This is a genomic window from Streptomyces sp. NPDC029674 (genome assembly GCF_044903205.1).
Lineage (GTDB): Bacteria > Actinomycetota > Actinomycetes > Streptomycetales > Streptomycetaceae > Streptomyces.
On the sequence record NZ_JBJDPY010000003.1, the window covers coordinates 639,765 to 660,731 of the forward strand.

General features: G+C 70.7%; 16 protein-coding genes. 8 read left to right on the forward strand and 8 right to left on the reverse strand.

The window, feature by feature from the left end:
- Positions 1–40: 40 nt before the first annotated feature.
- The 3 genes from ACI2L3_RS10285 to ACI2L3_RS10295 are packed head-to-tail and all read left to right on the forward strand — an operon-like array spanning position 41 to position 2,936.
- The gene (locus tag ACI2L3_RS10285; RefSeq protein ID WP_404751869.1) at positions 41–1,195 is read left to right on the forward strand and encodes a 5-(carboxyamino)imidazole ribonucleotide synthase; all 1,155 of its coding nucleotides are present in this window, start codon (positions 41–43) and stop codon (positions 1,193–1,195) included.
- Positions 1,192–1,725: a 5-(carboxyamino)imidazole ribonucleotide mutase gene (gene purE / locus ACI2L3_RS10290; RefSeq protein ID WP_404751870.1), complete on the forward strand. Its 534-nt coding sequence runs from the start codon at positions 1,192–1,194 to the stop codon at positions 1,723–1,725. The genes ACI2L3_RS10285 and purE overlap by 4 nt, the downstream gene beginning before the upstream one ends.
- 17 nt (positions 1,726–1,742) lie before the next feature.
- The gene (locus ACI2L3_RS10295; protein WP_404751871.1) at positions 1,743–2,936 is read left to right on the forward strand and encodes a dipeptidase; all 1,194 of its coding nucleotides are present in this window, start codon (positions 1,743–1,745) and stop codon (positions 2,934–2,936) included.
- A 153-nt stretch (positions 2,937–3,089) separates the two neighbouring features.
- Here ACI2L3_RS10295 and ACI2L3_RS10300 read toward each other — a convergent pair whose 3' ends face one another.
- A complete protein-coding gene (locus ACI2L3_RS10300) occupies positions 3,090–4,247 on the reverse strand; it encodes an acyl-CoA dehydrogenase (protein WP_404751872.1) in 1,158 nt (385 codons plus the stop codon).
- Positions 4,248–4,434: 187 nt separating this feature from the next.
- Between ACI2L3_RS10300 and ACI2L3_RS10305 the strand changes: the two genes are divergently transcribed.
- The gene (locus ACI2L3_RS10305; protein ID WP_404751873.1) at positions 4,435–5,778 is read left to right on the forward strand and encodes a UDP-glucose dehydrogenase family protein; all 1,344 of its coding nucleotides are present in this window, start codon (positions 4,435–4,437) and stop codon (positions 5,776–5,778) included.
- Positions 5,779–5,869: 91 nt separating this feature from the next.
- Complete coding sequence (locus tag ACI2L3_RS10310) at positions 5,870–6,259, forward strand: VOC family protein (protein WP_404751942.1); 390 nt, start codon at positions 5,870–5,872, stop codon at positions 6,257–6,259.
- A gap of 18 nt (positions 6,260–6,277) precedes the next feature.
- Here ACI2L3_RS10310 and ACI2L3_RS10315 read toward each other — a convergent pair whose 3' ends face one another.
- Together ACI2L3_RS10315 and ACI2L3_RS10320 are read right to left on the reverse strand one after the other, a co-directional pair.
- The gene (locus ACI2L3_RS10315; RefSeq protein WP_404751874.1) at positions 6,278–7,447 is read right to left on the reverse strand and encodes a dipeptidase; all 1,170 of its coding nucleotides are present in this window, start codon (positions 7,445–7,447) and stop codon (positions 6,278–6,280) included.
- Positions 7,448–7,560: 113 nt separating this feature from the next.
- Entirely contained in the window at positions 7,561–8,916 is a 1,356-nt protein-coding gene (locus ACI2L3_RS10320; RefSeq protein WP_404751875.1) for an LCP family protein, read from the reverse strand.
- Between the two features lie 129 nt (positions 8,917–9,045).
- Between ACI2L3_RS10320 and ACI2L3_RS10325 the strand changes: the two genes are divergently transcribed.
- Entirely contained in the window at positions 9,046–9,627 is a 582-nt protein-coding gene (locus ACI2L3_RS10325) for an acyl-CoA thioesterase (protein WP_404751876.1), read from the forward strand.
- 33 nt (positions 9,628–9,660) lie between these two features.
- Here the strand turns inward: ACI2L3_RS10325 and ACI2L3_RS10330 are convergent, their stop codons facing one another.
- On the reverse strand, positions 9,661–11,031 hold the full coding sequence (locus tag ACI2L3_RS10330; RefSeq protein WP_404751943.1) for an LCP family protein: 1,371 nt from the start codon (positions 11,029–11,031) through the stop codon (positions 9,661–9,663).
- Positions 11,032–11,287: 256 nt separating this feature from the next.
- On the opposite strand from ACI2L3_RS10330, the gene ACI2L3_RS10335 reads away from it, so the two are divergent.
- Positions 11,288–12,334: a glycosyltransferase family 2 protein gene (locus ACI2L3_RS10335; RefSeq protein ID WP_404751877.1), complete on the forward strand. Its 1,047-nt coding sequence runs from the start codon at positions 11,288–11,290 to the stop codon at positions 12,332–12,334.
- Positions 12,335–12,407: 73 nt separating this feature from the next.
- Here ACI2L3_RS10335 and ACI2L3_RS10340 read toward each other — a convergent pair whose 3' ends face one another.
- The 4 genes from ACI2L3_RS10340 to ACI2L3_RS10355 all read right to left on the reverse strand — a co-directional run bounded on the left by ACI2L3_RS10340 (position 12,408) and on the right by ACI2L3_RS10355 (position 19,009).
- Complete coding sequence (locus ACI2L3_RS10340; RefSeq protein WP_404751878.1) at positions 12,408–14,075, reverse strand: LCP family protein; 1,668 nt, start codon at positions 14,073–14,075, stop codon at positions 12,408–12,410.
- 86 nt (positions 14,076–14,161) lie between these two features.
- On the reverse strand, positions 14,162–15,919 hold the full coding sequence (locus ACI2L3_RS10345; protein ID WP_404751879.1) for an LCP family protein: 1,758 nt from the start codon (positions 15,917–15,919) through the stop codon (positions 14,162–14,164).
- A gap of 226 nt (positions 15,920–16,145) precedes the next feature.
- Positions 16,146–17,516: an LCP family protein gene (locus tag ACI2L3_RS10350; protein WP_404751880.1), complete on the reverse strand. Its 1,371-nt coding sequence runs from the start codon at positions 17,514–17,516 to the stop codon at positions 16,146–16,148.
- A gap of 740 nt (positions 17,517–18,256) precedes the next feature.
- Positions 18,257–19,009: a TIGR03089 family protein gene (locus tag ACI2L3_RS10355; protein ID WP_404751881.1), complete on the reverse strand. Its 753-nt coding sequence runs from the start codon at positions 19,007–19,009 to the stop codon at positions 18,257–18,259.
- Positions 19,010–19,146: 137 nt separating this feature from the next.
- Between ACI2L3_RS10355 and ACI2L3_RS10360 the strand changes: the two genes are divergently transcribed.
- On the forward strand, positions 19,147–20,871 hold the full coding sequence (locus ACI2L3_RS10360) for a peptidoglycan recognition protein (RefSeq protein WP_404751882.1): 1,725 nt from the start codon (positions 19,147–19,149) through the stop codon (positions 20,869–20,871).
- Positions 20,872–20,967 lie beyond the last annotated feature (96 nt).

Genomic DNA, 20,967 nt, shown 5'->3' on the forward strand with positions numbered 1-20,967 from the left:
CCGTTGCCGGGTGGCCGATACCGGCCGATACCCTGGGGGTGTGACGTTCCCGGTAGTCGGCATGGTCGGCGGCGGTCAGCTCGCCCGCATGACCCATGAGGCGGGCATCCCCCTCGGCCTGAAATTCAAGCTCCTCAGTGACACCCCGCAGGATTCCGCGGCGCAGGTCGTCGGCGAAGTCGTGATCGGCGACTATCGCGACCTCGACACGCTGCGTGACTTCGCGCGGGGCTGCGACGTGATCACCTTCGATCACGAACACGTACCCACCGAGCATCTGCGGGCCCTGGAGGCGGACGGCATTCCCGTGCGCCCGGGGCCCGACGCGTTGGTGCACGCCCAGGACAAGGGTGTGATGCGCGAGAGGCTCACGGAGATCGGCGTGCCGTGCCCGCGCCATCGGATCGTGAAGGACCCGGCCGACGTGGCCGCCTTCGCGGCCGAGGGGGCGGGTGACGGCGGCGACGGGTTCCCGGTGATCCTGAAGACGGTGCGTGGCGGCTATGACGGGAAGGGGGTGTGGTTCGTACGTTCCGTCGAGGACGCCGAAGACCCCTTCAGGGCCGGCGTGCCGGTGCTCGCCGAGGAGAAGGTCGACTTCGTGCGCGAACTGGCGGCGAACGTCGTCCGCTCGCCGCACGGCCAGGCCGTCGCCTACCCCGTCGTCGAGTCCCAGCAGGTAGACGGCGTCTGCGACACGGTGATCGCCCCGGCGCCCGGCCTGAGCGAGGCGCTGGCCGGTGAGGCCCAGGAGCTGGCGCTGCGCATCGCCAAGGAGCTCGGCGTGGTCGGCCACCTCGCGGTCGAGCTCTTCGAGACGCCCGACGGCCGCATCCTCGTCAACGAACTGGCGATGCGCCCGCACAACTCCGGCCACTGGACGCAGGACGGCGCGATCACCTCGCAGTTCGCCAACCACGTGCGGGCCGTGCTCGACCTGCCGCTCGGCGACCCGCGCCCGCGCGCCAAGTGGACCGTGATGGCGAACGTGCTCGGCGGGGACTACCCCGACATGTACGCCGCGTACCTGCACTGCATGGCCCGCGACCCGCAGCTCAAGATCCACATGTACGGCAAGGACGTGAAGCCTGGCCGCAAGGTCGGCCACGTGAACACCTACGGCGACGATCTGGACGAGGTCCTCGACCGCGCCCGCCACGCAGCCGGCTACCTCAGAGGAACGATCACCGAATGACCTCCCCCGTTATTGGCATCGTCATGGGGTCCGACTCGGACTGGCCCGTCATGGAGGCCGCCGCCAAGGCCCTCGACGAGTTCGAGATCCCCTTCGAGGTCGACGTCGTCTCCGCGCACCGCATGCCGCACGAGATGATCGCGTACGGCGAGCAGGCCGCGGACCGCGGCCTCAAGGCGATCATCGCGGGCGCGGGCGGCGCCGCCCACCTGCCCGGCATGCTCGCCTCGGTGACCCCGCTGCCGGTCATCGGCGTGCCCGTCCCCCTGAAGTACCTGGACGGCATGGACAGCCTCCTGTCCATCGTGCAGATGCCCGCGGGCGTCCCGGTGGCGACGGTCTCCGTCGGCGGCGCGCGCAACGCGGGCCTGCTCGCGGCCCGCATCCTCGCGGCGCACGACCCCGAACTCCTCGCCCGCATGCGGGAGTTCCAGCAGGAGCTGAACGACCAGGCGACGGAGAAGGGCAAGCGGCTGCGCGCCAAGGTCGAGGGAGCGGGTTCCGGATTCGGCTTCGGCTCGGGGAAGTGACCGGCACAGTGACGGGTATGACGCATCCGGAGAAGCTGGAAGAAGCACGGGCCCTGCTCGCCGAGTTCCCCGTCGCCGACGGTCACAACGACCTGCCGTGGGCGCTGCGCGAGAAGGCCGGTTACGACATAGGCCGGCTCGACATCGCCGCCGACCAGACGGGCAGCCTGCACACGGACATCGCCCGGCTGCGCGCGGGCGGCGTCGGCGCGCAGTTCTGGTCGGTCTACGTCCGTACGGACCTGACCGGCGACGCCGCGGTCAGCGCCACGCTCGAACAGGTCGACTGTGTCGAGCAGTTGCTGACGCGCTACCCCGCGGACCTGGCCCGTGCCCTGACGGCCGCGGACATGGAGAAGGCCCGCGGCGAGGGCCGCATCGCCTCCCTGATGGGTGCCGAGGGCGGCCACTCCATCAACAACTCCCTGGCCACGCTGCGGGCGTTGCACACGCTCGGCGTCCGCTACATGACGCTCACGCACAACGACAACATCGCGTGGGCGGACTCGGCGACGGACGAGCCGCGCGTCGGCGGCCTCTCGCCCTTCGGCCACGAGGTCGTGCGCGAGATGAACCGCATGGGCATGCTGGTCGACCTGTCCCACGTGGCGGCGACGACGATGCGGGCGGCCCTGGACACCTCCGTGGCGCCGGTGATCTTCTCCCACTCGTCGTCGCGGGCGGTGTGCGACCACCCGCGCAACATCCCGGACGACGTCCTGGAGCGGCTGCCGGGCAACGGCGGCGTGGCGATGGCGACCTTCGTCCCGAAGTTCGTCCTCCAGGCGGCGGTCGACTGGACGGCGGCCGCCGACGACAACATGCGGGCGAACGGCTTCCACCACCTGGACACGTCCCCGGAGGCGATGAAGGTCCACGCGGCCTTCGAGGAGCGCAACCCCCGCCCCGTCGCCACCGCCGCGACGGTCGCCGACCACCTCGACCACATGCGCGAGGTGGCGGGCATCGACCACATCGGCATCGGCGGCGACTACGACGGCACGGCGTTCACCCCGCACGGCCTGGACGACGTGGCGGGCTACCCGAACCTGCTCGCCGAACTCCTGACCCGCGGCTGGTCGAAGCCCGACCTGGCGAAGCTCACGTGGCAGAACACGGTCAGAGTCCTCGGCGCGGCGGAGGACGTGGCGCGGGATCTCCAGTCCCGCAGGGGCCCGTCGATCGCGACGCTGGCCCAACTGGACGGCTGAGGCAGGGGCGCCCGCTCAGGGGCGCCCCGTAAGGGGCGCGGGGAACTGCGCGCTCAGCCACGAACCACCCGCGGACGCGTCTGCCCCGGGCGGTTTCCCCGCGGGTGCGGGTTTTCCGTGGTTGCTCGCGCAGTTCCCCGCGCCCCTAAGGCGCTACGGCAGGTTCCGCGCCATCACGATGCGCTGAACCTGATTCGTGCCCTCATAAATCTGCGTGATCTTCGCATCCCGCATCATCCGCTCGACGGGGTAGTCCCGGGTGTACCCGTACCCGCCGAGGAGCTGCACCGCATCCGTGGTGACCTCCATCGCCACGTCCGACGCGAAGCACTTCGCGGCCGCGCCCTGGAAGGTGAGGTCGCTGTCGCCGCGCTCCGACTTGGCGGCGGCGGCGTACGTCAGCTGACGCGCGGCCTCCACCTTCATCGCCATGTCGGCGAGCATGAACTGGATGCCCTGGAAGTCGGCGATCGGCTTGCCGAACTGCTTGCGCTCCTTGACGTACCCCTTGGCGTAGTCGAGGGCGCCCTGCGCGATGCCGAGGGCCTGCGCCGCGATGGTGATGCGGGTGTGGTCCAGGGTCTTCATGGCGGTCGCGAAGCCCGTGCCCTCCTCGCCGATCATGCGGTCGGCGGGGATGCGGACGTTGTCGAGGTAGACCTCGCGGGTGGGGGAGCCCTTGATGCCGAGCTTCTTCTCCGGCGCGCCGAAGGAGACGCCCTCGTCGCCCTTCTCGACGACGAAGGCGCTGATGCCCTTGGAGCGCTTCTCCGGGTCGGTCACGGCCATCACCGTGTAGTACTCGGACACGCCCGCGTTGGTGATCCAGCGCTTGACGCCGTTGAGCACCCAGTAGTCGCCGTCGCGCACGGCCTTGGTCTTCATGCCCGCCGCGTCGGAACCGGCGTCCGGCTCGGAGAGGCAGTACGAGAACATGCCCTCGCCGTTCGCCAGCGGCGACATGTACTTCTTCTTCAGCTCCTCGGAGCCGGAGAGGATGACGGGCAGCGAGCCGAGCTTGTTGACCGCGGGGATCAGCGACGAGCTGGCGCAGACGCGCGCCACTTCTTCGATCACGATGACGGTCGCAAGCGCGTCGGCGCCCGCGCCGCCGTAGCTCTCCGGGACGTGCACGGCGTGCAGGTCGTTGGCGACGAGCGCGTCGTGGGCCTCCTGCGGGAAGCGGGCCTCCTCGTCGACCGCGGCGGCGAACGGGGCGATCTTCGCCTCGGCCAGCGAGCGGATCGCGTCCCGGAGCATGCCGTGCTCCTCGGACGGGCGGTACAGGTCGAAATCAGCCGATCCGGCCAAGGTCTCTCACGCTCCAAGGATGCTAATTACCGTTAAGTAACCCAAATTTTAGTGGCGCTCACGGTGAGAGGGATACGTGAGCTTGGCGACAACGCGAAGACAGCGGGAATCGTGCCCGGTGAGAGCGTGGGACACGCGCGAACTATGCTCGGTCAGCGCACTGAAGCCTCAGACCCTGGAGCACCGCATGGCCCTCAAGATCACCGTGATCGGCACCGGCTATCTCGGCGCCACGCACGCCGCGGCCATGGCCGAGCTGGGCTATGAGGTGCTGGGTCTCGACGTCGTGCCCGAGAAGGTCGAGATGCTCCAGCGGGGCGAGGTCCCCATGTACGAGCCCGGCCTGGAGGAGCTCCTGCGCAAGCACGTCGCGGGCATCGAGGGCGCCAGCGGCCGGCTGCGCTTCACGATGGACCCGGCGGAGGCCGCGGACTTCGGCGACGTCCACTTCATCTGCGTGAACACCCCGCAGAAGCACGGCGAGTACGCCTGCGACATGTCCTACGTCGACACCGCCTTCGAGTCGCTCGCCAAGCACCTCACCAGGGCGGCGCTCGTCGTCGGCAAGTCCACCGTCCCGGTCGGCAGCGCGGACCGGCTCGCGGCGCGCCTCGCCGAGCTCGCCCCGGCCGGCGACGAGGTCGAGCTGGCCTGGAACCCCGAGTTCCTGCGGGAGGGCTTCGCCGTGCAGGACACGCTGCACCCCGACCGGATCGTGGTCGGCGTGCGCAGCGAGCGCGCGGAGAAGCTGCTGCGCGAGGTGTACGCGACGCCCATCGCGGAGGGCTCGCCCTTCGTCGTCACGGACTTCCCGACCGCCGAACTCGTGAAGACCTCCGCCAACTCCTTCCTCGCCACGAAGATCTCCTTCATCAACGCCATGGCCGAGGTGTGCGAGGCGGCGGGCGGCGACGTCGTGAAGCTGGCGGAGGCGCTCGGCCACGACGACCGGATCGGCAAGAAGTTCCTGCGGGCCGGCATCGGCTTCGGCGGCGGCTGTCTGCCGAAGGACATCCGGGCCTTCATGGCCCGCGCGGGCGAGCTCGGCGCCGACCAGGCCCTGACCTTCCTGCGCGAGATCGACTCCATCAACATGCGGCGGCGCGGCCAGATGGTCGAGATGGCGCGCGAGGCGCTGGGCGGCGGCTCCTTCCTCGGCAAGCGGGTCGCGGTCCTCGGCGCCACCTTCAAGCCGGACTCGGACGACGTCCGCGACTCCCCGGCGCTGAACGTGGCGGGACAGATCCATCTCCAGGGCGGTCAGGTCACCGTCTACGACCCCAAGGGCATGGCGAACGCCCGCAGGCTCTTCCCCACCCTCGGCTACGCGGACACGGCGCTGGACGCCGTCCGGGGCGCCGACGTCGTCCTGCACCTCACGGAGTGGCGCGAGTTCCGCGAACTGGACCCGGCCGAGCTCGCCTCCGTGGCGACGGCCCCCGTCATCCTGGACGGCCGCAACGCGCTGGACCCCGTGGCGTGGCGGGCCGCCGGCTGGACGTACCGCGCGATGGGACGTCCGGCCGCATAGGGGTGAATATGGGGTAAGTGGGCACTCGTTCCGCCCTGGAGCCACCGTGCGTCCGGAGACCACGCAAGACGCGAGGAGAGACGAGATGGACATGACGGAACCCATCGCCAAACTGCGCAACGTCGTCTTCGACTGCCCCGACCCACGAGCCCTCGCCGAGTTCTACGCCGCGATCATCGGCGGCACCATCGAGGACGACGGGGACTGGGTCGACCTCGTGACGCCGGGCCGCGTCAAGGTGTCGTTCCAGAGGGTGCCTGACCTGCACCCGCCGGAGTGGCCGCGCGCCGACGTGAACGCGCAGCAGGTCCACCTGGACCTGGACGCCGGCCGCACCGACGAGGAGATCGACGCCGCCCAGGAGAAGGTGCTCGCCCTCGGCGCGCGCCCCCTCGACCTGGACGACGACGGGGGCAAGCGCGACTTCCGCGTGTACGCCGACCCGGTGGGCCACCCGTTCTGCCTCTGCAAGATCCCCTGACGCGGACCGGCGGAAGGTTCAGCCGTCGAGGCGGTCCCGCGTCGCCGTCGACGCGGGCCGCAGCTGCCGGGTGGCGCGCGCCGTGAAGTCCGCGCCCCGCAGCGCCCGTTGGACGTTGCCCCAGGTGAGCAGCGCCAAGTCGGCCTCGGGCCAGCCGCGTCCGATGAGCTCCGCGACGAGCCGCGGATAGCCCGACGGGTCGGGGAGACCCTGCGGGTGCGCCTCGTAGGTGTCGTACGTCCCGGAGATGCCGACGCACTCCGGACCGGCGATCCGGCGCACGTGGTCGAGGTGGTCCGCCACCTCGCGCACCGAGGAGCCGGTCCGCTCGGCGGTGAGCGGCACGAGGCAGAGGCCCTTGGCGGCGCCCACCGCGGCGAGCATGTCGTCGCTGAGGTTCGCCGGGTGGTCGTTGAGGGCGCGGGCCCCCGAGCGCATGAAGACGACCGGGGCCTTGGAGACGGCGATGACGCGCCTGGCCGTCACCTCGGCCGCGCCGGACAGGTCCGCGAGGACACCGAGCCGGTTCATCTCCCGGACGACCTCCTCGCCGAACGGCGTCAGCCCGCCCGGGCCCGCCCACGACGTACCGGAGAGGGTCACCACGCACAGGCCGAGGCTGTGCAGCATGCGCAGCGTGCCGAGGGAGTCGCCGATGGCGCTCCCGCGGGCCGGGCCGATCAGGGTGGCGATGCGGCCGCAGTGGTGCGCGTCGGCGGCCTCCGAGGCGTTGCGGGCGAGCCGCAGGGCCTCGGGGTGGGCGGCGACGACCTGCTTCACCAGGTCGATCTGGTCGAGGGTGGCGCCGACGGGCCGGTCGGCGTCGCCGGCGGCCTGCCCCTCGGGCACGTGCACGGACCAGAACTGCGCGCCGACGCGGCCCCCGCGCAGCCGCGGTACGTCGCTCTCCAGCACGCTGTCGCCCGTCTCGAAGTCGTACCAGGCCAGCTGGCGCAGCGCCCACGGCAGACCGCTGTAACCGTCGGCGACCGGATGCGCGGCAAGAAGCGCGCGGGCCCGCTCGGCCGGATCGGCGCACCGGCCCGGCTGCGGTTCGAGGACGACATCGAGGTCGGGGCCGAGATCGGGACCGGGGTCGAGATCGGGACCGGGCTCGGGCGGGGCGAGGGGCGGGTCGAGCGCCCCTGCCTCGGCGGTGGCGTTCAGTTCCTCCTGCAGGTCTGCCATGGCGGGTGCTCCGGACGTCGGCGGGTGGCAGGTCGAATAAACCGTGGCACGGAGCGGCCGCGGCTTCGCGGCGGACGGAGCGTTCGGGGTACCCGCCGGTCCCGGAGCGTGTCTCAGCCGCCCGTGACCGTGACCTTCTCGTCGTTGTTCAACTGCTCGACGAGCTGCTTGACCTTGGCCTTGTCCCAGAGGACGTTGCCGCCCGCCATGCCGGCGACCGGGATGTTCATCGACTTGCCTTCGCCGCCGGTGACGCCCTTCATCGCCCAGAACATGGAAGCCACGTCGAACAGGCCCATGTCCTTGTCGACGACCAGGGTGTCCAGGCCCGCGCCCATCGTCGGGTAGAGCTTGAACGGGTTCATGACAGTGCCGGGGGTCGCGGCCTGGTTGGCGAGGGACGCGAGGAACTTCTGCTGGTTCTTCGTGCGGTCAAGGTCGCTGCTGAACGCGTGCCGGGTGCGGACGAAGGCCAGGGCCTCCTGCCCGTTGAGCGTCTGCTTGCCGGCCTCGAAGTCGGCGCCCGAGTACTTGTCCTTGAAGGCCTTGGGGATGTCCATCTCGACGCCGCCGACCGCGTCCACGATCTTGGCGAAGCCGCCGAAGCCGATCTCGGCGTAGTGGTCGATCCGCAGGCCGGTGTTGTACTCCACGGTCCGTACGAGGAGTTCCGGGCCGTCCTCCGAGTACGCGGCGTTGAGCTTCGTCTGGCGGCCCTGGTTCGGGTAGAGCTTGCCGGACTCGGCGCCCTTGAAGGAGGGGATCGTGACGTTCGAGTCGCGGGGCAGCGAGATCATCGTGTTCCCGCCGTCGTCCGCGACGTGCAGGATCATCATCGAGTCGGTGCGCTTGCCCTCGGCGGAGCCCGTGTGGAGCTCCTTCTTCTCCTCGTCGGACATGCCCTCGCGGCTGTCGGAGCCCACGATGAGGTAGTTCGTGCCCGCGCCGCCCTCGGGCCGCTCGATGACCTTGGAGAGGTCGACCTCGCGCTTGAGCTTGGAGTCGGCCCAGAAGTACGTGGCGACGGAGGTCACGACCAGCACGCTGACCAGCGTGATCGAGCCCCACTTGAGGCGCTTGCGCCAGTTCGGCGCGGGGCGCGCGGCACGCGGCGGGGCGCCGCCCTGGCCGCCGTTGCCGCCGTCGGGCCGGCCGTAGACCTGGCCGGTGTTATAGCCGCTGTCGTACGAGTTGTCGGGGCCCTGGCCGTACGGGTCCCGGCGCGGGGTGCGCGGCTCGAAGACCTCGTCGCGCGCGTCGCCGTACGGCTGCCCGTCGCCGTACCGCGGCTCGTCGTACCCGTCGTCGTACGCGGGCTGCTGCGGGACCCCGCCGGGCGGCGGTCCGGCCGGACGCGAGGGCCGGCCGCGCTGGACGTGCCGCATCGCGCGGGCTCCCTCGGGCTGGGGGTTCCCGCTGCCGCGGCCGTATCCCCGGCCGCCACCCTGATCGTCAGGCCAATCGCTCATGTGGCCCAGTCTGCCGCCTGAGGGCCCGCGCCTTACAGGGCGGTCGGGAATTCGGTTCAGGGCTGTTGCAGAGCTGATGCAAAGCGGCCGGGGAGGGGTCGGACATACGTCCGACATAGGGTGGAGGGCATGACAGACCAGGCTCCCCGTTCGGCAGCGTCTATTTCGGGGGAAAACGACCGGACCCCCGGGTCGATTCCGGGCAAGCCGACCTCGGCCTCCCGCACCACGCTCAGCCACATCATGACCCACAACGACACCAACCTCCTCGGCACGGTGCACGGTGGCGTGATCATGAAACTGGTGGACGACGCGGCGGGAGCCGTCGCGGGACGCCACTCGGGCGGGCCCGCGGTCACCGCGTCGATGGACGAGATGGTCTTCCTGGAGCCGGTCCGCGTGGGCGACCTCGTCCATGTGAAGGCCCAGGTCAACTGGACCGGCCGGAGCTCCATGGAGGTCGGCGTCCGGGTCCTCGCCGAGCGCTGGAACGAGTCGACGCCCGCCCAGCAGGTCGGCTCGGCCTACCTGGTCTTCGCGGCGGTCGACGCGGACGGCAAGCCCCGCACGGTGCCGCCGGTCGTCCCCGAGACGGACCGCGACCGCCGCCGCTACCAGGAGGCCCAGATCCGCCGCACCCACCGCCTTGCCCGCCGCCGGGCGATCAAGGAGCTGCGGGAGGCACGGGCCGCCGAGGGCTTCGACGACTGAGGCACCAGAGGCACCACAGGCATCACGGCCGGCTCAGGAGCAGATCACCTCATCCCCGGTGACCACCCCGAACTCGCCCTGGTAGGAGTCCTCGGCCCGCACCGGCCGCACCGCCCTGAAGTCCTTGCCCGCGATCACCTTCAGCGTCGCGCCCTGCCCCGGCACCTGCCGCATCTCACACCCCGGCAGGGCCGTGGCCAGCGTCTTCGCCGACCGGTCCCAGCGCGGGTCGAACGCGACGACGGTCCGCTCGGCGGGCTTCGCCGCGGCGCCCGGCAGGTCCACCGGCGTCCCCGTGGTCCGGAAGCCGGTCGCCCGCAGCCCCGTGTCGACCTGCTTGCCAAGGCCCGGCGCCCCGGTGCCGTTCTCCACCTGCACCCGGATCTGCTGCGGGGAGACGTCGACCAGGACGCCCTTGGCCCTGACGCGGTGCGGCGCCAGCGGCCGGTCCTCGCGCAGCGCGTCGAACAGCTTCCCGGACTTCACCGGGTCCCACTTCAGCGTCGAGCCGATGCCCGGCACGACCTGTCCCGTGGGACTCAGCGGCACGGTCGTGAACTCCGACGACGACGGCGAGAAGCCCCGCATCGCCCGCCCCAGCTCCAGCATCTCGTTGGTGCCGAAGCCGCCGTCCGCCCGCACCGAGCCGAGCAGCGTCCGCGTCACGTCGCGGAACTTGACCGGGTTCAGCAGGACGCCGCCGCTCGTCGCCTTCGCGATCAGCGCCGCGAGGAAACGCTGCTGGCGCTGCATGCGGCCCAGGTCGGACGCCCCGTCGACGTACCGGGAACGGACGTACTGGAGGGCCTCGCCGCCGTTCATGAGGTGCGTGCCCTCCGCCAGGCTGAGGCCGGTGTGCGAGTCCTTCAGCGGCTTCGACGTGCAGATCTCCACGCCACCCAGGACGTCGACGGTCTTCATGAAGCTGAGGAAGTCGACCTCCAGATAGTGGTCGATCTTGACCTTCGTCATGCGCTCGACGGTGCGCACCGTGAGGTTCGGGCCGCCCTCCGCGTACGCCGCGTTGAGCTTGTTGGGGTGCTCGCGGTGCTCCTTGCGGGTGGTCAGGTCGGTGTGCGCGGGCAGATCGGCGTAGCTGTCCCGGGGCAGGCTCACGACGCTGGCGCGGTCCCGGTTCTCCGAGATGTGCACGATCATGATCGTGTCGGTGCAGTGGCAGGGGGAGCCGCCGAGGCGGTACTTCTCCTTCTCCTCGGGCGTGATCTTGTCGCGGCCGTCGGTGCCGACGAGCAGTACGTTCATGCCGTTGCCCTGCGCGGGCCTGTTCTTCATGTCCCGGAAGGCGTCGACCCGCCTGATGCCCGTGTCGAGGCTGGTGACCACCGAGTGCCCGATCCCGGCCGCGGCCAGCACCCCCACGGACACGCCGGTCACCACCCGCATCGCCCAGCGCGGCCGCTTCCCGCGCCCCGCGCGCTTCCGGACGGGCCTTCTGTCCGGTGGGCCGGGGCGGCGCGGTCGTGGCGTGGGGGAGCGGGGCGGTGTGGGCACGTTGGGAAGCACCTCCGCGAGACGGGCCGTGGCGCGGGCGTGGACGAGCCGGTGACCCGAGAAACGTAAGCCCATACGAAATGCGGCCCGGGGTAGCGACCCGGACGGCGCGCACCCGTGTCCCCCATTCGCGGTAACGTGACGCGTGATGAACGCGAAGTCCGAGGCGCAGCCTCCAGCCGTATCCGTGATCATGCCGGTCCTCAACGAGGAGCGGCATCTGCGCGAGGCCGTGCACGCGATCCTGCAGCAGGAGTACGCGGGTGAGATGGAGGTCGTGGTCGCGCTCGGCCCCTCCACCGACCGCACGGACGAGATCGCCGCGGAGCTGGTCCGAGAAGACCCCAGGGTGCACACGGTCCCGAACCCCACGGGGCGCACACCGGCGGCGCTGAACGCCGCGATCAAGGCCTCCCGCCACCCCGTCGTGGTGCGCGTCGACGGCCACGCCGCGCTCTCGCCGGGCTACATCACGACCGCCGTGCGCCTCCTGGAGGAGACCGGCGCGATGAACGTCGGCGGCATCATGCACGCCGAGGGCCAGAACGACTGGGAGCACGCGGTCGCCGCCGCCATGACGTCGAAGATCGGCGTGGGCAACGCGGCCTTCCACACCGGCGGCGAGGCCCAGCAGGCCGAGACCGTCTACCTGGGCGTCTTCCGGCGCGAGGCCCTGGAGCAGCAGGGCGGTTACAACGAGGAGTTCATCCGCGCCCAGGACTGGGAGCTGAACTTCCGCATCCGCGAGGCCGGCGGCCTGATCTGGTTCTCGCCCGAGCTGAAGGTCTCGTACCGCCCCCGGCCGAGCGTGAAGGCGCTCGCCAAGCAGTACAAGGACTACGGCCGCTGGCGCCACGTCGTCGCCCGCTACCACGAGGGTTCCATCAACCTCCGCTACCTCGCACCGCCGACCGCGGTCTGCGCGATCGCCGCGGGCGTCGTCGTGGGCGCCGCGCTCACGCCGTGGGGCTTCGTCGTCCCCGGCGGCTACCTCGCGGCGATAGTCGCCGGGTCCCTCCCCGCGGGCAAGGGCCTGCCGCTGAAGGCGCGCCTGCGGATCCCGGTGGCGCTCGCGACCATGCACATGTCGTGGGGCTGGGGCTTCCTCACCAGCCCGCGCTCGCTCGCCAAGAAGGTCATCGCCTCGCGCCGACCGGCCGTGCTCGGGGAGACTCAGGCGGCCCAGGAGGCCTGAGACACCGCACGCGAAGAGGGCCCCGGCAGCGCGCCGGGGCCCTCTTCACGTGCTACCAGGTGAAGGTCACGTGCTACCAGGTGTAGGCCGGATCCACCTTCATGCACGCCTTCTTGTCGGACCCGCTGAGCGCGTCCGCCGAGTCCGGTGTCGTGTCGTCCTTCTTCTTCGCCTTGGGCGGCGCGTCGCCCTCGCGCCAGTCGGCGCCGACGATCAGCGTCACCCCGGAGACGTCCGTCGACTTCTTCGCCGCGCTCAGCGGCAGCCCCAGCGACTTGGCGACCCGCTGGGCATCGCCCTCCAGCTCCTTGCTGGGATAGCGGACGACCGTCTTCTCCTCAACCGGCGCCGTCGACGTGTCCGGTGCGGCCTTCGTGAACCCCTTGCCCGCCAGGAGCTGCGCCACCACGCCCGCACGGCCGCTGACCGGGGCCTCCACGTCGGTGCGCGTGCCGTTCTGGACCTGCACCGCGATCTTGTCGTCCGCGGCCGCCGGGTCGTCCGACGCCTTCTCCTTGGCCGGCTTCTTCTTGCCCTTGCCGTCCAGCGGGATGTCGTCGCGTACGAGGCGGAACAGCTGCTCGGCGTCGCCGGGCTTGGGGATGACGCGCGCGCCGACGTATTCGAACGGCATGGTCGTCATCGTCGTCCGGTTCGGCGAGACCTTCTTGAGCTCGTTGCCGAGGTCGTACAGCTCCTTGATGTCGCCCAGGCCGTCGTCGACCTTCAGCGCCCTCGTCGCCTTGTCGGCGAGCTTGCGGAGCTTGTTCGGGCTGGTCAGACCGGTGTTCTCGCGGAGCTTGCGGACCAGTGCGTTCATGTACATGTGCTGGGCCTTGGCGCGGCTGATGTCGGTGCCGCCCTCGAAGCCGTAGCGGGTGCGCAGCCACTGCAGGGCCTGCTCGCCCTTGATCTCCGTGGTGCCCTTCTTCAGCTTCAGGCCGGAGCCCTTGCCGCTGCTGGTGCGCGAGTGGATGTTCTTGTCCACGCAGACCGGCACGCCGCCGATGGCGTCCGCCATGGAGACCACACCCGCGAAGTCGACCATCATGAAGTGGTTGATGTGGATGTTGGTGAGCTTCTCCCAGGTGGCGACCGTGCAGCCGGGGCCGCCGCGGCCCAGGGACTCGTTCGTCATGTACCGCGGCCCGGTCTCCGGATAGACCTTGCCGTCGTCCGGGTCGGTGCACTTGGGGATCTGGAGCAGGGTGTCGCGCGGCATGCTGACGACCGACATGTTGGTGCGGTCGGCCGAGAGGTGCAGCAGCATCTGCACGTCGGCGAGCGGCTGCGAGCCGAAGGTGTCCTTGGCGCCGCCGAGCTTCTGGTTCGCCTTGGAGTCCCGTGCGTCCGACCCGATGAGCAGGATGTTCAGCGGGGTCTGGCCCGCGGCGTTGGGCGTGGGCTCGGGGGCCCGGTGCTCGCCGAGGTTCAGGTCGTCCGTCTCGATGTTGCCGTTGAGGTACTGGTAGTACAGGTATCCGGCGCCGGCCGTCCCGAGTATCAGTACCGAAAGGACCGTCGCCGACCAGCGCAGGACGCCGCGCTTGCGGCGCGGCGGCCGCTCGCCGCCGCTGGTGCCGCGCCGGTGCCGGCCGTTGCCCTCCGGCGGCTCGCCGCCCTTCTCCGAGGGCTTCCGGGAGCGCGCCGCGCCGTCGTGCGCACCGTCCTCTCGGCCGCGATCACTTGCGTGCGGGGCGCGCCGCCGCGCCCCCTCCTTACGCACGCTGTTCTGCCTCATCCCCAGCCCCTCCCCGCCCCGTTCCTGAACTGCGGCCGCTCTACGGCGCCTTGGCGCATTGTTAGACGCAGAACGACCGCTTCAGGTCACTTGGCACACACAGTCTTGTCCGCTTCGACCTTCTTCAGGTCCTTCGGTGCCTTCGCAGGTGCATCAATGGGCACCCCCGCGCCCTTGAAGTCGCCACCGAGCGTCAGCTTCATGGTCGGGAGACCCTGTGCGTTCTTCTCGCTCTTGCCCGGCTTCAGGGCGGCACCGGCCAGACCCATGATGTCGGCGAGCCGACGGGCCTGGTCGGCCTGGTCCGGCGCGTACTCGAGCGTCGTCTTCTTGATGACCGAGGGCGCGTTACCCAGTTGGCTGGACTTGAGCACGCCCTCAGTGTTCTGCAGCCACGTGAGAGTTGTCTGAGCGGCGCCGGTCTTGCCGCTGCCGTTGTAGATGTCGACCCGCACGTCGGAGGCGTCGGCCTTGGGGCCCTTGAGCCGGGCGGCCACCGCGGCCTTCTCCTTCTTCTCCTTCTTCTTCACCGCGGTCAGCGATTCGTCGGCGCGCATCATGGCGAAGAGCTGCTCGGCCTTGGTCGGGTCGGGCACGACCGTGGTGTGGACCTTCTCGGCCGGGTTGTCGATGACCGGCACCGTGGTGAAGCTCAGGTTCTTCATGTCGAGCTTGCCGAGCTCCATGCCGAGGTTCTTGAGCTTCATTATGTCGGCGATCTGGGAGTCGACGGTGAGGGCCTCGGTGCCCGCCTCCGCGAGTTTGACCATCTTCTGCGGGCTGGTGAGGGTGTCGCTGGACTTCAGCTTGCGCATCAGGGAGCTGAGGAACTGCTGCTGCAGTTCGATCCGGCTCAAGTCGCCGCCGGTGCCCACGGAGTGACGGGTGCGGACGAACGCCAGCGCGTCCTCGCCCTCGATCGTGTGCTCGCCCTTGGGCAGCTTCAGATGCGACTTGGGGTCGTCGATGTCCTTGGCCAGACAGACGTCCACGCCGCCGACCGCGCTGGAGAGCGTCTTCACCGCGTTGAAGTCGGCCACCATGAAGTGGTCGGGCGTGATGCCGGTGACCGCCTTGACCGTACGCATCGTGCAGCTGGGCGTGCGGTCGTTCTGGCCGAGGCTCTCGTTGAAGCGGGCGTTCTGCGTGCCGGCGATGTTCTTCGTGCTGCCGTCTTCCTGCTTCGTCGGGCAGTCCGGAATGTCGACGATCATGTCGCGCGGGATGCTCAGCGCGGTCGCGTTCGTCCGGTCCTTGGAGACGTGCAGCAGGATCGTCGTGTCGGCGTGCCCGGCACTGCCCTCGTCGCCGTACCCCTTGTTGCCGCTGCCGCTGCGCTTGTCGGTGCCCATCACCAGGATGTTGATGGCCCGGTCCTTGCTGAAGCCGCCGGTGCCCGCGCCGTCATCGTCTATCGACGTGATGTTGTCGTTGAGGTGCTGGTAGTAGAGGTAGCCGCCGGTGCAGCCCGCGACCAGCAGGAAGGCCAGCGTGCCGCCCGTCCAGACCAGCACCTTCTTGCCCTTGGACTTGTTCCTGCCCTTGGACTTGCGCGGATTCTGCTTGCGCCGGCCGCCCCCGCCGGGCTCCGGCTCCTTGACGCGTCGCCTGCGCTGCCCCGGCACCTCGCGGCGCTCGTCGCGCTCACCCTCGCGGGAGCGCTCACGCCCCGGCGCCGAACGGCCGCGGCCGCCCGGACGGGATGACGAACCACGGGGTTTCGGCACCGCCGACTGCCCAGCGGAAGGGCTCAGTCGCAGTTCGTAATCGCCGGTGTCCGGGTTGAGCACCCACTGGTCTGCGGGGTCGATGTTCTCCGCCCGCCCACGGCCTTGCGCGTCCACGGTTGTTTGCGTCCTCCGTCGGGGCCACGCGGCGCCTTTCCCCCCTCAAGAAGGCGCTCGGTCAGTCGTTCCAGCGGTGCGCGGCCGAAAGGGCCCGGCGCACCGGATCGCTCACACTATCCGCCCAGTTCAGCGCCGAGCGACGCCGGTGACAAATTCCACTCCCCTACAACTGGGCAATCCGCCCTATTTCTTTGTGCGGGGCGCACTTCCCTTGGGGATCGTTTTACTCACAGGTGGAGCGTGCGGCCGTGTTGCCCCGGAATGTCGGTGTAGGGGTCGGCGTATGAGTCGGGTCGTCGGGCTTCTCATCACTCGAGGAGTCCCCGGAGCCGCCGTACTCGTCGCCGTACGCCTCTTCTCCGTACGCCTCTTCTCCCTGCGCCTCTTCTCCGTACGACTGTTCTCCATACGACTCGCCGGAGGGCTCCTCCTGCGCCTGGCCCTCCTGCGCCTGGCCCTCCTGCCGGTCGCCCGCGCCGGATTCGGCGGCCTGATGCGGTGCCACCTCGACCGGAGCGTCCGAACGCAGCCGCGTGAAGAGCTGTTCCGCCGCGGGCTCGACGAGTTCGTCACGGTTGGCGTCGTAGGTGTACGACTGCCGGGGGACGGTGAGGAACTGCACCCGTTCCGTGGGGATATTGCGCATGCCGCGCACCAGGTCGTACAGACCCCGCAGACTGGCGAGAGCGGGGTCGGTCGTCAGCGAAGAAGTCGCCGCGTCGAGAACGGGATAGAGCTTCGTCGGATTCAGCAGGACGTCATTGCTCTGCACCTTGTTGACGAGCGCGGCGAGGAACTCCTGCTGGCGGTCCATCCGCTCCGTGTCGCTGCCATTGCCGAGGCTCTTCCGGGCGCGTACGAAACCCAGCGCCTGTTCGCCGTTGAGGGTCCGCAGCCCCGGCGCGAGCTTCACGTGCGCGTCGCTGTCGTCGATCGGCGCCCTGAGACAGACCTGTACGCCGTCGACGGCGTCGACCATGCCCTTGAAGCCCGCGAAATCCACGACCATGTGGTGGTCGACGCGGATCGTGGTGAGCTTCTCGACGGTACGGATCGCGCAGGCCGTGCCGCCGACCGCGAACGCCAGATTGAACTGGGCGAATTGGGGCTGCGACCGGGAGCCGTCCGGCCGGCGGCAACCAGGAATTTCCACCATCAGGTCGCGCGGAATCGACACGGCGGTCGCGCTGCGCCGGTCGGCCGCCAGGTGCAGCAGGATCGTGGTGTCCGAGCGCTCGGTGCCCGGGTCCCTGCCGTACTTGCTGTTGACCGGTCCCGCGCGGGTGTCGGAGCCGAGGAGCAGGATGTTCTGCGCGCCCTGTACGAGCGGGGTCGGCCGCTCCTTGTCGTAGCGCGCCAGCTCGGCGGCCGCGTCGGTGTCCTTGGTGATGTTCCCGTTGAGCTTCTCGTACGCCACCCAGCCCGCGCCCCCCGCGCCGAGCACGAGGACGGCGACGCCGAGCGCGGTCCACCGCACCCAACGGTGCCGCCGCCTCCGCCGGACGACCCCCACCCCACTGGGACTGGCCCCCGCCCCGGGCCCGTACGGCCCCGGCCCCCCATCCCCAGAAGGCACGCCTGCGCTGTCGCTCACGTGTGCGTCCACCCCTCATGACTGCGTCGGTGCATAGGCCGTCCCTACGACCATGGCCCGCCCGACGCCGCCGGGCCTCTGGGCCCGGGGCTTGTGTGGGCCGAATGGGGGGCGGGGGGGGGTGAGGTGGGGTCCGGTTGCGGGTCAGGGTGCGGGTCCGTCGTGGCTGATCGCGCAGTTCCCCGCGCCCCTGAACTTGGTCCCGTACGTCGTTCGCTCCCGGCCTGTCCGCCCGTGAGGCGCACCCGCACAGGAAACGGCCCGCGCCCAACGACGCACGGGATCGAGCCCAGGGGCGCGAGGCTGTGACATGTGCGGCTGCGCCGCGGGGCGCGCCCAGCAGGTGGGCCGGCCGGCAGCAAACGACGCACCGGAGCGAACTCAGGGGCGCGGGGAACTGCGCGACCAGCCACGACGGACCCGCACCCGAAAAAAGAACCGGCCCCGGCAGCAAGCGACGCGCCGGGGACGATTCCAGGGGCGCGGGGCTGTGACATGTGCGGCTGTGCCGCGGGGCGCGACCGGCAGTAAACGACGAGCCGGAGGCGAGTTCAGGGGCGCGGGGAACTGCGCGACCAGCCACGACGGGCCCGCACCCGAAAAAAGAACCGGCCCCGGCAGCAAGCGACGCGCCGGGGACGATTCCAGGGGCGCGGGGCTGTGGCATATGCGGCTGCGCCGCGGGGCGCGACCAGCCACAACCGACCCGCACCCAATAACCCCCCAAGGCCCCCGGCCAGTCACCGCACGGTGACACTCACCCGCTCATCCCCCACCCGCTTCCCCAGCCCTTCCTCCCCGAGCCGGTCCAGATGACGGCACAGCACCACAGATCCCCCCACCGCCAACGCCCCGTACAACCCCGCACTCAGCCCCTCCCAGCTCCCGTACGGAAGACCGGACAGGACCCGCGACCCAGGCCCGACGCCCAGCCGCCCCGCGTCGGCCCGCGCCCGCTCCACGACCTCCGAGCCCGTCAGCTCGGCCCCGTCGACGGCGAGCGCCGGCGCGTCCGGGTCCACCGGAGCGTAGGGAGCGAACTGGTCCCCCTGCCCGGGCACCTCGACCGCGTAATCGGCGAAGCCGGCCGGCGATTGCGGAAAGCGCCCCCCGAGCGGCCGCAGCGCGAGCGCCACCCGCTCCCCGGAGCACGCCCGCGCCGCGTCGAGCGAGTCGGGACCGCTGACGACGAGGTCGCCCGACGCCGGGTCGCCGCCCACGTCCGCGACGACACCCACCGACGAACAGGCGAGCAGCCACACGGCCGTCTGCCAGTGCGCGGGCAGCAGCAGGACGGCCCGGTCACCGGGCTCGGCGGCGAGGTCGCCCTGGAGCAGATTCGCGGTCTTGGCCACCCAATTGGCGAAGGTGGCCACGGACAATTCCACGCGTTCACCGGTGGCGTCGTCGTAGAAGGTGACAAGGGGCCGGCCGGGGTCCGAGGCGAGCGCGGATCGCAGCAGGTCGGCAGGGGTGCGGTCGTTGGCGTTCACGGGCGCAAGGGTACGCGGGCGTCCACGCGCGCCCCGGCGTGGCGGGGGAGTACGGACGCCGGAACACCCACTCGCGGCCGACGGCCCGTCAGTTTCCCGATGGACAGATATGTCCCGCTATGTCAACGATCAGACGTATGCGTGGACTTCTTGCTTCCTCGATCGGCGTCACGTGCGCGGCCGCCCTGGCCCTGCCCCTCACCCTGCCGGCGTCCGGCGCCCGGGCCGCGGCGCCCGGCGCACCGTCGGCCGCCGGGCCCGCCGCGGAGGCGATCCCCGGCAGCACCCAGTCATTCCCGCTCGCCCCGCTCGGCTCCGACCGCTCCCTCGGCCCGTCCGGGGCGCACGAGCAGGGCCTGGCCCGGCGCGACGTCCGCCCCTTCTCCCTGCTGGGCGTCGTCTGGAACGACCCGGACGTGGACCTGCACGGCACCGTGCAGGTCCGCGCCCGCGCGGCCGGCACCGGCACCTGGTCCGGCTGGCAGAGCGTCGAGACGCACAACCACGAACACGCGGCCGACCCCGGCACCCCCGAACGCGGCTCCGGCGCGGTCCGCGGCTCGACCGCGCCGCTGTGGGTCGGCGCCTCGGACGGCGTCGAGATCCGCGTACGTGCGGAGCGGCCCGCCCCCGCGAACCGCACGACCACCGAACTCCCCGCCGCCGACGCCACCACCGAACTCCCCGGCGCCGGCACGGAACTCCCCGCCGCCGGCACCGCTCCCTCCGAAGGCGGCCTGTTCCCCGACGGGCTGCGCCTCGAACTGGTCGACCCCGGCGACGAGCCCCCGCCCCAGGAGGCCCAGCCTCAGCAGACGCAGCCCCAGCAGACGCAGCCTCAGCAGACGCAGCCCCAGCAGACGCAGCCCAAGGAGGCCCAGCCCCAGCAGACCAAGCCCCAAGAGGCTCAGCCCCAGGGAACTCAGCCTCAGCAGCCCCAGCCCCAAGGGACCCAGCCCCAGCAGGCCCAGCCTCAGCAGGCCCAGCCTCAGCAGACCAAGCCCCAAGAGGCTCAGCCTCAGCAGGTCCCGCCCCAGCAGACCCCGCCCAAGCAGACCCAGCCCCAAGGCTCCACCCAGGTCTTCGACGCCCCGCGGATCAACCCGCTGTCCGCCGAGACCGCCGCGGCCTCGGCCGTGAACGCGGACCTCGCACCCCTCGGCGCCACGGAGATCCCCGAACTGACCAAGCGGCAGACGGAGGACGACCTGATCGCGGCCCGCGGCGGCCCCGAGGTCGCCGGCCAGGCGCGCCCGTACGTGGGCCCGCGCCCGCGCATCATCACGCGCAAGGGCTGGCGGGCCAACGAGAAGATCCGCGAGAAGAACTTCGCGTACACGAAGACCGTGAAGGCCGCCTTCGTGCACCACACCGCGTCCGGCAACAACTACCGCTGCTCACAGGCAGGGTCCGTGCTGCGCAGCATCTACCGCTACCACGTCAAGAGCACCGGCTGGCGCGACCTCGGCTACAACTTCGTGGTCGACAAGTGCGGAAACATCTATGAAGGGCGTGCCGGGGGTGTGGCCAAGCCGGTCCTGGGGGCCCACACTCTCGGGTTCAACAGCAACACCATGGGCGTCGCCGTCCTCGGCTCGTACAGCGGCACCACCCCGCCGAAGTCGGCCGTGAAAGCCGTCGCCCGGCTGACGGCGTGGAAGCTCGGCCTGTACGGAGCCAATCCGCGCGCGACCACATACCTGAAGTCGGGCGGTGGAAACCTGTACAAGAAAGGCAGGAAGGTCCGGCTCCGGGTGATCTCCGGGCACCGGGACGGTTTCCGTACCGAATGCCCCGGTAAGCGCCTATATCAGAAGCTCGGCACGGCCCGCTCCACCTCGGCCCGCCTCCAGGGCCGCTGAGCTCCGACGCACCGCACGATCTGCACGACCTGCACATCCATCTGCATACACTGGCCGGCCGAAACCCAAGTTCGGCCGGCCCCAGCAGGAAGCAGA

Bases quoted from the DNA above. Each gene is read 5' to 3' on its own strand.
- ACI2L3_RS10360 (WP_404751882.1), top strand. From the start codon at position 19,147: ATGCGTGGACTTCTTGCTTCCTCGATCGGCGTCACGTGCGCGGCCGCC.
- ACI2L3_RS10305 (WP_404751873.1), top strand. From the start codon at position 4,435: ATGGCCCTCAAGATCACCGTGATCGGCACCGGCTATCTCGGCGCCACG.
- ACI2L3_RS10310 (WP_404751942.1), top strand. From the start codon at position 5,870: ATGACGGAACCCATCGCCAAACTGCGCAACGTCGTCTTCGACTGCCCC.
- ACI2L3_RS10340 (WP_404751878.1), bottom strand. From the start codon at position 14,075: ATGAGGCAGAACAGCGTGCGTAAGGAGGGGGCGCGGCGGCGCGCCCCG.
- ACI2L3_RS10325 (WP_404751876.1), top strand. From the start codon at position 9,046: ATGACAGACCAGGCTCCCCGTTCGGCAGCGTCTATTTCGGGGGAAAAC.
- ACI2L3_RS10315 (WP_404751874.1), bottom strand. From the start codon at position 7,447: ATGGCAGACCTGCAGGAGGAACTGAACGCCACCGCCGAGGCAGGGGCG.
- ACI2L3_RS10295 (WP_404751871.1), top strand. From the start codon at position 1,743: ATGACGCATCCGGAGAAGCTGGAAGAAGCACGGGCCCTGCTCGCCGAG.
- purE (WP_404751870.1), top strand. From the start codon at position 1,192: ATGACCTCCCCCGTTATTGGCATCGTCATGGGGTCCGACTCGGACTGG.
- ACI2L3_RS10335 (WP_404751877.1), top strand. From the start codon at position 11,288: ATGAACGCGAAGTCCGAGGCGCAGCCTCCAGCCGTATCCGTGATCATG.
- ACI2L3_RS10320 (WP_404751875.1), bottom strand. From the start codon at position 8,916: ATGAGCGATTGGCCTGACGATCAGGGTGGCGGCCGGGGATACGGCCGC.
- ACI2L3_RS10330 (WP_404751943.1), bottom strand. From the start codon at position 11,031: ATGCGGGTGGTGACCGGCGTGTCCGTGGGGGTGCTGGCCGCGGCCGGG.